Genomic DNA, 14,045 nt, shown 5'->3' with positions numbered 1-14,045 from the left:
AGAATGTGTTCAGCATGAGTTCGCGAGAGCTCATTGCAAAACAAAAAACGCCGGCAATCGTCTCGTGACGACTGCCGGCGTTTCGCGTTACTTACCGGTGACGTTCAGCGTGTCCTACACGCCGCCCGCTTCGAACTTCGCGTCAAGCACCTTCTGCAGTTGATCGTTGATCTCCTCCAGATGCGCCCGCGAGAGTTCATCGAGCTTCACTTCGTCGTTCTTGAGCGTGTCGCCCACGACGCGGTGAATCTCTTTCAGGTGCTGCCGGGCCAGGCTGCGGGACTCGGCAGGGAACTGGTCGCCGCCGCCCATGAACATCGCGTACGCGAGCGGCATCCCGCCGTACCCCTTCGGGCCGAGCGTGATGTCGACTAGGTACTGCAGGTGGCGACGTTGCAGATTGCGGCGAACCTTCGACAGCTTCACTTCGACCGCGTCTTCGCCATCTTCAGGCTCTTCGATCTTCTTCAGGTCGGACCAGATCGCGTCGGTGAAGGTCCGGAAGACCTCGGCTGTTTGCAACGGCTTCTGGTCGGGGTCGACCATCGCTTCGTTGCTTTCGATCAGTTCGAGCCGGGCAGACGAACCGAACATTTCCGACAGCGGAATGTTCTGGATCGCTTCGACCTGAGCGTAGTACGGGATGCCGACCTTGCCGGCGTACATTTCCATGTCGGCGCCCCAGTGATACCAATGCTCGGTTGTCACGCGACGGAGCAGCTCCGGCCGCATCGGGATCGGCTCATCGATCAGAATGTTCTTCGCGATGAACTTCAGGGCGTCGCGTTGCTTCTTGCCGCTCACCGGGGTGATCGGGTCGTGGGCATTCTCGCCGCCACGGGCGTCGCGCGAAATTTCGCGACCGCCGATATACTGCGTCGCCAGGAAGGCGGCGTCGCCATACTGGTTGAGCACCGTCAAGAACGCCGGTCGCAGCCGCGCCCACGAATCGCCGTCCTTCACGAGATTCTTTTCCATCTCCTTCAGGACTTCGTTCGAAAGCTGAATCCGCTGCTTGGCGTATTCCAACGTGTCGGAACCGAGGTCGTAGACATTGACCCGCGGATCGTTCGACATGTAGAGGTCTTCGTCGGTCGCGTACTCGAGACCCGTTTCCGGCGACCGAGCGGCGACCTTCTTCAGCTCGTCCTTCTCACTGCCCGAGAATTGCTTGTAGGCGTACTCAATCGCCCAGTAGTCGTACGGGCCGAGCGTCGTCGTGGCATAATCGCCTTGCTTCTGCCCTTCGAGGGCGATGTTCACTGGCGTGTAATCCATCACGCTGCCGACGAGACCCTTCTCGTGGGTGATCGCCGTGTCGTGAACTTCGTCGAGGTCGAGCATCGCACTAGCGCGGAAGTTATGCCGCAGGCCGAGCGAGTGGCCGACTTCGTGCATGACAATCGACTTGATGACTTGGCCAATCAACTCGTCCGGCACTTTGCCGTCTTTGTTGCTGGCGCGTCCGGCCAACGCGATGGCCGCCATCCGGAACTGATCCTGCATCGAGTTCGAATACTGGCACGCCGCACAGCCGCCGTTCGCCGCCGCTTGCTCGTTGAGCGCGGCCTGGAACGAGCTGAACGATTCCGGCACCACTTCCATCGACTTCTTACCGCCGTGGCTGTGGTTCGGGCCGTGGGCATGCAGCATCCGCTGTTGCGAAGCCGGCAGGCCGTAGCCGTAGCGAGCCGCCATGATCGGGCTCACGATTTCGCCGACCGCGACAATCGCGTCATCGTCCTTGTCGTCTCCGCCATCCGAACCGCGGCTCCCGACCAGGTAAGCGTGATTTTGCTTCCAGAAGCGAATCCAGCTGGCGTCGAAGATGACGTCGCCGTCGATCATTTCGCCAGTGATCGGATTCGAACGGAGGTTCGACATCGCGAACGTCATCGGCGTCGTGATCCAGCGGAATGTGCAGTAGTTGACGTCTTCCGGATCAAACTCGTCGCGGTCGTTCTGCCAGCGAACGCTCAGCGCGTTACGGAAGCCAACCTTTTCGAACGCTTTGTTCCACTCCAGGATGCCCTCTTCGACGAAGGGGCGATACTCGTGCGGAACGGTGTCTTCGACCCACCACACGATCTGCTTCTTCGGCGCCGAGAGCTCGGCCTCGGGGTTCGCCTTCTCCAGGCGCCAACGGTTGATCCGCCGCACGAACTGCGTGTCCGGATCTTCAGAACCGAAGTCTTTGGTCGCGCTCAGGAAGTGACCGACGCGTTGGTCGGCGAAGCGCGGGCGATAGCCGCCGTCGGGCATCTTCACGAGGCTGTAGTGCAGCACCATCGTCACGCCGCGCGGGTCGATCGTTCCCGAATCACCGGCCATCGACGAGCGGCCCATGCCGCTGCCGGCGAAGGTGACCATTACCTGCAATTCAACGTTGTTCGGGTAACCCTTCACCTTGTGCCAGCTCGAACGGCTCCGATCGAGCCCGCCGACCGGCAGGTTGGCGAAGTTGGTGAGGAAGATGTCGCCGAAGTCGATCAGCACGCCGCCGCCGGGGGCGTTGTCGCTGACGATCGGCAGAGCCATCAACACCGAGTCGGTGTAGTTCTGTTGAACGGCCTTTTCGAGCGGCGTCCCCTTGGGGGCTTCGTACCGCAGGTTCTTGCGAATCAGTTGGACGCGATCGCCGACGCGCTTGAACGAGACGACCCATTGCTCGCCGAAGTTGAGCGCGGTGCCCGCCGACGCGGCGCCGCGGGCGATCGACATCGGCGCGAGGAACGGCTGATTGAAGTCACCCCCCTTGATCACCCCGTAGAGGTGCTCTTCATCTTGGTAGAGATCGAACAAGCCTTCGATCTTCTTTGCGTCCTTGGTCACCTCGGCGAAGTCTTTGAACTTCGACGGACGAGCTGGCGCAGATTCAGCGGCTAGTGCGGCCGGGCTGGCGATTGCTCCTGCAACCGTCGCGGCGAGTAAGGAGAGAGACAGCAAGCCTCCGCGTCGGAGTCGCTCGACCAATCCAATAGCCCTCATGCTTGATTCCTTACGATGAATAGGGAGACGCCGTCACGGCGTCTGAGTTTTTTGCGGCGCCCAAGGAGGCGAAACGGGCATGCCAGGCTGGCAGGAAGCTCGCCGGCGGCCCGCAAAAAGTCGCCAGACGGAGCAGCAGTCTCCTTCAATATTCTCTGGCTGACCCATTTAGTCCACTACGGACGCCGAAATTAGGGGTTCGCTCGTAACGATCAAAACGGCCGAGTCCGGCTGATTTTTCGTCAGATTAGCGGTGATTCCGACAGATTCGCCTCAGAACCGGTCGGGCGGGAACAGCCGCTGGCCGTCGCCCGCGATCGAGTGGGGATCTCAAGGCCCCTTGAGCAGTGCTCCCAGACACGGCTAGGTTGGTCGAGCGAGCTCCCTCGGAGATAGAACGAAAGCTCGCTTAATCTCGTCCAGCCGCGACAACCCCCGAGGCCCTCAGTGCTGTACCAACGACTTCCCTTCGCGTTCGCTCTGGTCGCCTTGCTTCTGCCCGCCCCGCGCCTCTTGGCCGTTGATTCGGCTGCTGATTCTTCGCCGCTGCGGGCCGAGCTGATCAACGTGCAGAAGCTCGCCGACGACGCCCCCCACAGCGCGTTCACTGATCTTATCTACTGGCAAAATCAGTTCATCTGCGCGTTCCGCCAAGGGCGCAGCCATGTCTCCACCGATGGCCGAATCGCGGTCCTCACATCGCTCGACGGCGAGAAATGGAGCCGTATGGCGACGCTTACGCTTCCCGATCTAGACCTCCGCGACGCCAGTCTCTCGGTGACCCCTGACGGGCGGCTGATGCTGCTCGGCGGCGTATCGCCTCGCAAGGAGGATCACGCATCGGCGCCGACCGGCTCGTTTGTCGCCTTCTCCGACAATGGTCGCGAGTGGACCAAGCCTGAAGTTGTCGTTGAGCCGGGCCGCTGGCTGTGGCGCGTCACATGGCGCGATGGGAAAGCCTACGGCGTCAGCTACGCGGCGCCCAAAGAGCACCCGATGGCGTCACTCCTGGTGAGCGACGACGGCGTGAAGTTCACGCCGCTCGTGGCGAAACTATTCGGCGAGGGGTATCCCACGGAAGCGGTGATCCGCTTCGCCGGCGATGGCACGGCCTACTGTCTGCAGCGTCGCGACGGCAAACCTGCCGTCAATTCCGCATACTTGGGAGTCAGCCAGGCGCCTTACGAGCAGTGGAAGTGGACCGACCTGCACGAGTTCTTCGGCGGGCCGAACCTCCTACAACTTCCCACTGGCGAATGGATTGCCGCCGGCCGCATCATTCGGGAAGGGAAGCCGACAACCGACATTGCCCTCCTCGACGTCGAGCAGGGCAAGCTCATTCCGCTGCTTTCGCTCCCCAGCGGCGGCGATACCAGCTATCCGGGGCTCGTCTATCGTGACGGCGTCCTGTGGGTGAGCTACTACTCGAGTCACGAGGGTAAGACGAGCATCTACCTTGCTCAGGTTCGGCTGACGCCGAAATGATGGGCTACTTAGACTGATCGCATTCGCTAATGTCAGCGCATAAAAAAGGCCCCGTTCGTTTGAACGGGGCCTTTAAGTTTCATTCGTGAGCGTCGCAGCAAGTCGCTTACGACCGCTTCCGGCGGCCAGCCAAGCCGACGCCGCACAGCGCCAAGCCGGCCATTGCCAGGGTGGTCGGCTCCGGCACGACTTCCGATTGCGGGACGATCGAAATCTGGAAATTGTTCTTCGACACCGAAGCGGCGCTTCCCGCCTGGCTGATGCTGACCAACGTGTTGTTCAACACGACGTCGGCCCGCGTGGCGCCCGTGACGAACGGCACGCCGAGCGTCGTCAGCTGGTTCTGCACGTCGATGAACACGTTCAGCGCCCAAGGCGAGGCGACGCCTGCGTCGGACACCAAGTTCTTCGCCAGCGAGGCGTTGCCGATCACGGTGATCGGGGCCACGGCGACGCCGTCGATCTCGGTGATCTTGACGTTCATGATGGCGCCGACCGAGATTTGGGTCGCCGCGGTTCCGACGCCAGCCAAGGTGTAGGCGCCGTTTTCCGAGAGGTTGATCGAGCTGATGGCGACGTTGTTGCCGTTGCCGTCTTGGCCGTGAATCGTGAAGTTCAACTGACCGTCCGTGATGTCCGCGCCGGCGCCAGTGGAAGACGACGTGAACACCGTCGGTGTAAAGTTGAGGCCCGTCGCGAACGGCGAGGGGGAGTTGTAGAGGGGAACCCCGTCGGTACCCGAGGATTCGACGACGTTCAGAAACGTAACGCCCGGAGCGACCGGACCGAAGTTACCGTAGTTCACCGAGGCGGCTTGCAGCGACGCCGTCGAGCAGATCGCCAGAATCAGCGCGAGCGCGCTCCACCGAGAGAAGTGTCCCGTCTTAACCATTAGTCGCTGTTCCTCGTTGTGCGGCCGGGTGCTAATCAATGGGTTCGGCGCGGGCCGGTTGCGGATTTTTGCCGCACGTTGCCCGAGCACCGATTGTAGGCAGCCATTCCGACCTGTGCAAACAAACAGCAGTTGCTGGCAGCGAAAGTTGCGAGAAAAGCCGAGCAATTCACCTGCAAATTGCAAGGGAACACCCCAATTCACGGCGAATGATTGCACTGCCTCGGCCGGGCCTTAAGATTGCGTAATCTTCTGCGCGAGACTCTCTCAACTCGCTATTTTCCGATTCCACTCCCGCAGGCACGAAGCCGATGCACGACGAAGCCACCTATATCTGCGATAACTGCGGCGAGGAAATCGTCATCCCGGTCGACGTCGCGGCGGGACACTCGCAGTCCTATGTCGAGGATTGCCCCGTCTGCTGCCACCCGCAGGTGATCCATATCGAACTTGACGACGAAGGCGACGCAAACGCCTGGGGCGAGGCGGAGTAGTCGCTAATTCATCCCTCCGTTCGCGCGGACCGTTTGCCCGTTAATCCAACCCGCTTCGGGGCTCAGCAGAAACGCCACGACCCGCGCGATGTCCTCCGGCTCGCCGAGCCGGGCGAAGGGATTGAGGTTCGCCAACCGACTGACCGTCTCCGGCGACTTGCCATCGAGGAACAACTCCGTGGCCACCGGCCCCGGCGCTACAGCGTTCACACGGATCGAACGCCCGCGCATTTCCTTCGCCAGAATCATCGTGTAGACGTCGACCGCCGCCTTCGTGGCGCAATAGGTCGCGTAGCCCGGCAATTGCAGCAGCGTGGCGCTAGTCGAGAAGTTGACGATCGCCCCGCCGTCGCGCATCCGTTTGCACGCTTCCCGCAGCGTGAGGAACGTGCCACGGACGTTGACGTTGAACATTCGCTCGAACGCCGCCTCTTCCGTTTCGGCGATCGGAATCATGCTCATCACGCCGGCGTTATTGACGAGCGCGTCGACGCCGCCGAAGGCTTTTTCGGTTTCGTCGAATAGCCGCACGACGTCGGCCGACTTCGCAACGTCGGCTTGCACGGCAATCGCCTTGCCGCCGCTCGCACTGATGGCGGCGAGCGCTTCATCGGCCGCCGCGCGATTGCCAGCGTAGTTGACGACGACGGCGTAACCATCCGCAGCGAGCCGCTCAGCAATTGCCCGACCAATGCCGCGTGACGCTCCAGTGACGATGACGCTTTTCTGTTCGACGCTCATGACGCAACCTCGCGTGAGACGGGGAATGGATCGCCATTCCAATCTCTCGCCTCCGGCTACATCATGCAAGCGCTCAATCCACCGGCTGGATCACCAGCGAATGCCAGCCAGTCGAATAGGTCTCAAAACCGGGCGCCTGCGCGTGAGCGATGCAGCAAGCCTGCCCGCGATAGTCGCCGGTCGTGAAATTCTTCCGCTCGGCGAGAATGCTCGAGAGGTCAGGCAGGCTGAGCCGTTCCTGCAGTTGCTTGCCCCACGAGTCGGCGAGGATCGTGCCGTCGCCGTCGGTAATGACGCAGCGGGTCGCGGCCCGCTCCTCTTCAGCGACTGGTGCGCTCGTCATGATGGTCTGCGCGAGGGCTTCCCAGTTGAAGACGATGCCCAGCACGCCCAGCAACTTGCCGTCGGCTTTCCCGTCTTGCCGTACGCCGCAGGAATAGATCAGCGACAACTTGCCGTCGACCAGCGGCGACCGATTGGCCGTTTGGAATCCGAATTCGTCCCCTGAGCCGCTCGCAGCGGCTTCGCGGAACCAAGTCTCGCCCGCTTGGCTCATGCCGACTGACTTGTATTCATGCGGCCGACCATTGGCCACCACTCGGCCATGCAAATCGCACAGCACCAGATCGTAGTAGACGGTGTACGCGCTGAGGATAACACCCATCCGCTGGCTCGCATGCCGCAGCGCTTCGGCCGTCGGATTGGCGAGGGCATCGACGACACTTTGGTCGGTCGCCCACCACCGCACGTCGCACGTCCGTTCGTAGAGGCAGCGATCGATCAGATCGATGTTGGTGAGCGCGATATCGGTCAGCCGCGTGCCGCGGACTTTGGTTCCCAGCACATCGACTAATTCTTCGATGACGCGCTTCGTTTGATTGGCGAGCGAATCGGCCGCTTGGGCCGTCTTCGCCGAGAGATCTTGCATCTCTTGCGCGACGACGCCGAAGGCGGCGCCAGCCAGCCCAGCGCGGGCCGCTTCGATGCGGGCGTTGAGCGACAGCAACTTCGTGTTCGTGTTGATGTCGCGAATCTCGCCGATTGCCGCGTCGAGCGAGTTCGATAAATCTCCCAATAGCTCGGAGAACGAGCGCTCGCGGCAATTATCCGCTTGGTCGCCGGCGATGGTCGATTTGTCGGTGAGAATGGTCGCTGACATAGTGGTCACGCTGTTCGATCCGTGGGAGGACTTCACAACCACGCCGCCTACGGGGGAAGTCAACGAAAAAATGTAGGTTCGTCCCCGTGGCGAGCCACCTGCCGTGCGCATTTCCCGAGTCGATTTTTCACATCGCCTGGCGCCGCTTCTAACGGTTATGCCGTCGGCGGACCAAGCGTGTGCACATTCCGTCGACTACAATTCAGCGGCTGAACTTATGTGTCGAAATCCGCGACAGTTGCACCTCGCCCGCGACCAGGCTCCCATGACCCAACCGCTGATCCCCCAACGCCACGCGCCGGTGAAACTGGCTGACTTCGATCCGCGCCACATCGACGGCCAGTGGAACAAGCAGACCGCCGCCGAGCGGATCGCTGAGAACACCGCGATCTCTGGCGAACTCGCCTACCGCCTGTATGCGGAAAACAAACGTTCGGTCCTGCTCGTCCTCCAGGGAATGGACACCTCGGGCAAAGACGGCACGATCCGCGCCGCCACCACCGGCATCAATCCGCTCAGCTTCGCCATCACCGCGTTCAAGCAGCCGAGCGTCGAAGAACTCGAACACGACTTCCTCTGGCGGATCCACAAAGCGACGCCCGCGCGCGGGCACATCGGCATCTTCAACCGTTCGCACTATGAAGACGTGCTGATCGTTCGCGTTCACAAGCTAGTCCCCAAGTCGGTCTGGCGCGGCCGCTACGAAGCGATCAATGGCTTCGAACGTCACCTCGCCGCGAACGGCACGACGGTCGTGAAGTGCTTCCTTCATATCAGCAAAGACGAACAGCGCGAACGACTGGAAGCCCGCCTTGCCGATCCCACGAAGCGTTGGAAGTTCGCCAAGGCCGATCTCGACGAACGGAAGCTGTGGGACGACTACCAAGAGGCGTACGCCGACGCCCTCACCCGCTGCAACACCGAGCATGCCCCCTGGCATATCATCCCGGGCGATCGCAAGTGGTATCGCAACCTCGTGGTGAGCAATCTGCTTCGTGAGACGCTGGAAAAGATGAATCCGCAGTTCCCCGCTGAGGAAGCGGGCCTCGAACAGATCAAGGTCGTGTGACGCGATATGCGTTTCGCGAAGGAAGCAAAGACAGCCCGCGAATTACGCGAATCACCGCAGATAAATTCAATTCACTGATTCTTCATTCGCGCGAATTCGCGTGATTCGCGGGCTCCTCCCCCCGCCTCCTTCGTGCGTCCTTCAAGCCTTCGCATCTTCGTGGTCAATCCTCCCACGCAGGACGATCCGCCTTGCCGCCCTGCCCCGCCGGCCCCATAATCCCCGGCATGAGCTCACCAGAACATGCCGCGGCAGCGATCGATCAGTCCACTCCCTCGTCGACTGGTCGTCATATCGACTTCGACAAATTGCCAACGCTCTATCACGATCCCAGCTTTTGGGGCATGACCGTCACCCAGTTCTTGGGGGCGTTTAACGACAACCTCTTCAAGCAGATCGTGATGTTCCTCTCGGTCATCACCATCAGCGCCGCAGCGATTGTGGAGCAAGCTCCGCCTGCGGGCGCGCCGCCAGCCGCGGTTGCAAATGGCGCCAACGCCGAGGCGCCGCTCGGCGACGCCTCGGCCGAGAAGAGCAAGGTCGAAGACCGCCAAGGGACCGCCGACATGATCTTCGGCATCCCCTTCCTATTAGTCACTGGTTATGCCGGCTATCTCGCGGATCGCTACGGCAAGCGTTCGATCATCATTTGGTGCAAGGTGGCCGAGGTCTTCATCATGGCTGCCGGCGCCATCGCTTTTTACTACTACGTGCCGGGCCAGCTGACGTTTCTCTACGTCGTGCTGTTCCTCATGGGGACGCATAGCGGGTTTTTCGGGCCGGCTAAGTACGGCATCCTGCCGGAAATGCTTCGCCCATCGGACCTGCCGCGGGCGAACGGTTTTATTTTGATGACGACCTTTCTCTCGATCATCCTTGGCGGCGTCGTGGCCGGCGTGCTGAAGGAATATTTCGAAACGCAGCTCTGGCTTGCGTCGGTCGCGTGCATCTCGATCGCCGTCGTCGGTACTATCTCGTCTCTCTGGGTCCGCCGCCTGCCTGCCGCGAACCCCGAGATGAAGTTCGAATGGTCGTCGTTCACTGTTCCCCCCGACATGCGCGCCCTGCTCCGCGCCGATCGACCGCTCTTGATGGCTCTCATCGTGTCGAGCCTCTTCTGGATGCTCGCCGGCATGGTGAAATCGGCCGTCACCGCGGCAGGGCTCATCGATCAACAAGTTGGCGAAGTCGCCACGAGTTACCTCTTCGGCATCGTCAGCGTCGGCATCGCCGCTGGCGCCGCGATCGGCGGCCTCGCCTCGAAGGGGAAGGTTGACTTTCGCGTCCTTAAGGCGGGCGCTTTGGGGATGCTGATCTCAATGCTTCTGCTCGCCATCCCCAGCAGCGGCGACCCGGCTGACCTTATCGGCCCCGATGGCAAGCTAACCCATTTGCCTGGCATCGGTGAAAGTCGCCAATGGATCGGCTACTATGGCGGACTCGCGACGCTGCTCTTCCTCGGCATCTCAACCGGCTGCTTCGCCGTGCCGCTGCAAGTCTTCATGCAGCAGGCGCCGCCCGAGGGAAAGAAAGGACGCATGATCGCCGTCATGAATCAGGCGAACTGGGTCGGCATCGTGCTCAACGGCGTCATCTACGGTTGGATTGCCTCGCTCATCGAAGCCAACGGCTGGCCGCGTTGCACTGCCTTCCTGTTCATCGCCGCGCTGATGCTGCCGATTGTGCTGTTTTACCACCCGAAGGCAGACGCTACCCCCCCGCCCTCTGCATAGCGCGACGAGAGGTCGCGACGATGCGGCTGCTACGGCGAGCATCACTAACGAAAAGCCGCGGATCATGCGAATCTGCGCGAATGGAATGCAGTGCAGCACTCTCGATTTGCCACAATTCGCGTGATCCGCGGTCCGTATTCCCTTACTTCCTTCGCGCGTCTTCGTGCCCGCCGTGCCTTCGTGGTGAAGGCCTTTCGCTTTAGCTCTTCGCCGCTTCTTTCGCGGGCTCAGCCGGCGCTTCGTCTGCAGGCGCCGCCGACTGCTCTTGCTCCTGCGCCTTGGCCTTCGCAGCGGCCGCCGTTTCGGCGGTGATCACCTTCGCGTCGTCGAACTGCATATCGACGAGCGCCGCGACGGCCTTGTCGCCGTCGAACGCCTTGTCATCAACCGCCACCTTCGCCGTCAGCGAACTAAGATCGACTTCGACGTCCTTAACGCCCGGCTGAGCGGCCAAGATGCCCTCGACATGGGCTACGCACGATTCGCAGTGCATCCCCGGCACGCTGAAGTCGACGGTCGGCGCGCCAGCTTCATTGAACTTGGCCACCGTCACAACCGGCGCGTTCGCATCGCCGGTCTTCGCCACGTCGACGGACGAAGTCCCGCAACCAACGGCCAACAGCGCCGCACCCAACCAAGCCAACCGTTTCATCGCATGCTCCTTTAACTCTTTGTGGGAGGGGTCTCCGACCCCGATGCAGGATTGCAAACCGCAGCTCATTCGAAGAGGTATGCGTTATCGGCGTCGGAGACGCCTCCCACAGTTCAGCTTCATCGGCGGTTCCGAAAGAAAAAACCGCTACTTCGCCACGGGCTCCGAAAGCTCGACTAACTCGCCCTTCTTCGCCATCTCGCGGATATCTTGCGTGATCTTCATCGAGCAATACTTCGGCCCGCACATGCTGCAGAAGTGGGCGCTCTTGAATGTATCCTGCGGCAGCGTCTCGTCGTGGTAGCGGCGGGCCGTTTCCGGATCGAGCGACAACTCGAACTGCTTGTTCCAGTCGAACTCGAACCGCGCCTTCGACAGCGCGTCGTCGCGATCGCGGGCGCCCTTGCGTTTCCGCGCGATGTCGGCCGCGTGAGCCGCAATCTTGTAGGCGATCATCCCCTGCTTGACGTCTTCCTGCTCCGGCAGGCCGAGGTGTTCCTTCGGCGTCACGTAGCAGAGCATCGCCGCCCCCGCCCAACCGGCCAGGGCCGCGCCAATGCAGCTCGTAATATGGTCGTAACCTGGCGCGAAGTCGGTTACCAATGGCCCGAGCACGTAGAACGGCGCTCCGTCGCAGACCTCGATCTGCCGTTCGACGTTCATCGCCACTTCGTCCATCGGAATGTGGCCTGGTCCCTCGACCATCACCTGCGTGCCGCGGGCCCAACCGCGGCGGGTCAGTTCGCCCAGCACGTCGAGCTCCGCGAACTGCGCCTTGTCGCTCGCGTCGGCCAGCGACCCCGGTCGCAGTCCGTCGCCGAGGCTCCAGGTGACGTCGTACTGCCGCATGATGTCGCACAAGTCTTCGAAGTGCTCGTACAGCGGGTTCTGCTTCTTATGGGCCATCATCCACTTGGCGATCAGCGAACCGCCGCGGCTCACGATGCCGGTGGTGCGGCCCATCGTCAGGTGCAAATGCTCCATCTTCACGCCGCAGTGGACCGTCATGTAGTCGACGCCCTGCTTCGCCTGATGCTCGACCATGTCGAGGAAATGCTGCGGCCGCATCTCTTCGATGTCGCCGCCGAGCTGTTCGAGCATCTGGTAAATCGGCACCGTGCCAATCGGCACCGGCGAGGCTTCGATAATCGCCTTGCGAATGCCGTCGATGTTCTTGCCGGTTGACAGGTCCATCACCGTGTCGGCGCCGTAGTGGACCGCGGTGTGGAGTTTTTCGAGCTCGCCGTCGATGTCGCTGGTGACGGCTGAGTTGCCGATGTTCGCGTTCACCTTACAGCGAGCGGCGATGCCGATCGCCATCGGTTCGAGCCGGCCGGCCGCGTGGACGATGTTCGCCGGAATCACCATCCGGCCCGCCGCCACTTCCTCGCGAATCGTTTCGGCCGGCAGCGACTCGCGCTCGGCGACGTAGTTCATCTCGCGGGTGATGTTGCCGGCGCGGGCATGCTCGAACTGGGTGATCGGTTCAGCCATCGAAGGGCGATCCTCTAGAGTCAGTCGCCCCGCCGACGAGGCCGCGGCAGCAGCGAGGAAAATGCTGGAAAGTCAAGCGGCCCTTGCACTTCGGGCCGAATTAGTCAGTTCATCCTATCGGTCTCAATTTGAATGTCAATCTGCCGGTAGTGCCAGGGTTCAACCGCCGAGCGATTCCGGGCAAAGGGCCGCGCCTCGCCTCTCAAGCAACGGCCCAATCCTTGTCTAACTGCGCCGAAACGTAATCTTTCCAAGGGATTGCTGACATTGCCCGTCGACTGTCCCCCGGCAACAATGGACCTACTCCCCTGGCACCCCCGCTCCGCACACTGCAAGGATGCACGTCGCGAATCCACCTAGCGCCGCTGCTTCGTGAAGATCTCCCGCATTTGAAATCTGTGTTCATTTGCGTCCCTCGGCGGTTCCGATATTAACGCCGCCCTTCCGATTCGCCGTCCAAATAACTATCGTGTCCCGCCCCATCGTGAAGCCCGTTCCCCGCACTATCGCCGTCGGCGACGTTCATGGCTGCAACACAGCCTTGAAGACGCTGCTCGACGGCCTGCAACTCACCCCGCACGACACGGTGATCTTCCTCGGCGACGTCGTCGACCGCGGCCCCGATAGCCGCGACTGCATCGACCAGATCATCGCCCTTGGCGAACGTTGCCGCGTTGAGTGCATCCAGGGGAACCACGAGCAGATGATGCTCGACGCGATCGACGGCACGATGCCGATCCAAGAGTGGCTGGTCCACGGCGGCGCCGAAACGCTCGACTCGTACGGCAAGAACTTCGGCGTCGGCGGCATCAAGCCCGACCACGTTGAGTTCCTCCGCACCTGGGGCGACGTCGTCGAACGCCCCACGCATTTCTTCGCCCACGGCAACTACCTCGCCAGCCGCCCGCTCACGCGCCAACCGTGGCGCGACCTCCGCTGGCAATCGCTTAAGTGGCACACGCCCGAAGCCCATCTCTCCGGCAAAACCGGCGTCGTCGGCCACACCGCCAACAAGCAGGCCGAGATCCTTAACCTCGGCCACCTCGTCTGCATCGACACCTACTGCCATGGCGGCGGCTGGCTGACTGGCTTCGACGTCACCACCGGCCGCGTCTGGCAAGCCAAAGAAACCGGCGAGTTCCAATCCGCCGACCTCCCGCCGATCAAGTCGCTTGCGGCACTGCGCTTCTAGCCCCGGGCTCCGCCCGGGGGTCGGCAACCATTCCGGTAGACGTCGCCGCGCGCTCCATGATCCGCGTCCAGTCCTTCTCTGCTGCGCCGTTCGCATCGCCCACCGCCGCCGGGTACACTTACCGGCGTCGCGTCCCCCTCCTCCAC

The 14,045-nt window shown here is 61.9% G+C and carries 11 protein-coding genes; 5 read left to right on the top strand and 6 right to left on the bottom strand.

Annotated features, from left to right (window positions below):
- Positions 1-114 precede the first annotated feature (114 nt).
- Positions 115-2,988: a zinc-dependent metalloprotease gene (locus tag ACQY7R_RS09480; protein WP_428305361.1), complete on the bottom strand. Its 2,874-nt coding sequence runs from the start codon at positions 2,986-2,988 to the stop codon at positions 115-117.
- A 447-nt stretch (positions 2,989-3,435) separates the two neighbouring features.
- Here ACQY7R_RS09480 and ACQY7R_RS09475 point away from each other — a divergent pair, with 447 nt between their 5' ends.
- Positions 3,436-4,473: a sialidase family protein gene (locus tag ACQY7R_RS09475; protein WP_428305360.1), complete on the top strand. Its 1,038-nt coding sequence runs from the start codon at positions 3,436-3,438 to the stop codon at positions 4,471-4,473.
- Positions 4,474-4,579: 106 nt separating this feature from the next.
- Here ACQY7R_RS09475 and ACQY7R_RS09470 read toward each other — a convergent pair whose 3' ends face one another.
- Complete coding sequence (locus ACQY7R_RS09470; protein ID WP_428305359.1) at positions 4,580-5,365, bottom strand: PEP-CTERM sorting domain-containing protein; 786 nt, start codon at positions 5,363-5,365, stop codon at positions 4,580-4,582.
- 311 nt (positions 5,366-5,676) lie between these two features.
- Between ACQY7R_RS09470 and ACQY7R_RS09465 the strand changes: the two genes are divergently transcribed.
- A complete protein-coding gene (locus tag ACQY7R_RS09465; RefSeq protein ID WP_428305358.1) occupies positions 5,677-5,859 on the top strand; it encodes a CPXCG motif-containing cysteine-rich protein in 183 nt (60 codons plus the stop codon).
- 3 nt (positions 5,860-5,862) lie between these two features.
- Here ACQY7R_RS09465 and ACQY7R_RS09460 read toward each other — a convergent pair whose 3' ends face one another.
- Entirely contained in the window at positions 5,863-6,600 is a 738-nt protein-coding gene (locus ACQY7R_RS09460; RefSeq protein WP_428305357.1) for an SDR family oxidoreductase, read from the bottom strand.
- Positions 6,601-6,673: 73 nt separating this feature from the next.
- Positions 6,674-7,759 carry a methyl-accepting chemotaxis protein gene (locus ACQY7R_RS09455; protein WP_428305356.1) on the bottom strand — a complete coding sequence of 362 codons (1,086 nt, stop codon included), beginning with the start codon at positions 7,757-7,759 and terminating at the stop codon, positions 6,674-6,676.
- A 265-nt stretch (positions 7,760-8,024) separates the two neighbouring features.
- On the opposite strand from ACQY7R_RS09455, the gene ACQY7R_RS09450 reads away from it, so the two are divergent.
- Both ACQY7R_RS09450 and ACQY7R_RS09445 read left to right on the top strand, forming a co-directional pair.
- Positions 8,025-8,828, top strand: coding sequence for a polyphosphate kinase 2 family protein (locus ACQY7R_RS09450; RefSeq protein WP_428305355.1), 804 nt, complete (start codon positions 8,025-8,027; stop codon positions 8,826-8,828).
- A 227-nt stretch (positions 8,829-9,055) separates the two neighbouring features.
- A complete protein-coding gene (locus ACQY7R_RS09445) occupies positions 9,056-10,561 on the top strand; it encodes an MFS transporter (RefSeq protein ID WP_428305354.1) in 1,506 nt (501 codons plus the stop codon).
- Positions 10,562-10,760: 199 nt separating this feature from the next.
- Here ACQY7R_RS09445 and ACQY7R_RS09440 read toward each other — a convergent pair whose 3' ends face one another.
- Together ACQY7R_RS09440 and thiC are read right to left on the bottom strand one after the other, a co-directional pair.
- Complete coding sequence (locus ACQY7R_RS09440) at positions 10,761-11,213, bottom strand: heavy-metal-associated domain-containing protein (RefSeq protein WP_428305353.1); 453 nt, start codon at positions 11,211-11,213, stop codon at positions 10,761-10,763.
- Positions 11,214-11,360: 147 nt separating this feature from the next.
- A complete protein-coding gene (thiC, locus tag ACQY7R_RS09435) occupies positions 11,361-12,707 on the bottom strand; it encodes a phosphomethylpyrimidine synthase ThiC (RefSeq protein WP_428305352.1) in 1,347 nt (448 codons plus the stop codon).
- A 469-nt stretch (positions 12,708-13,176) separates the two neighbouring features.
- Between thiC and ACQY7R_RS09430 the strand changes: the two genes are divergently transcribed.
- Positions 13,177-13,899 (top strand): metallophosphoesterase family protein, encoded by a 723-nt coding sequence (locus tag ACQY7R_RS09430; RefSeq protein WP_428305351.1) that lies wholly within the window; start codon positions 13,177-13,179, stop codon positions 13,897-13,899.
- The last annotated feature ends 146 nt before the right edge of the window (positions 13,900-14,045 follow it).

Source organism: Lacipirellula sp., from assembly GCF_965279485.1.
Classification (GTDB): Bacteria; Planctomycetota; Planctomycetia; order Pirellulales; family Lacipirellulaceae; genus Lacipirellula.
This window is presented reverse-complemented; position numbering and strand designations above follow the sequence as displayed.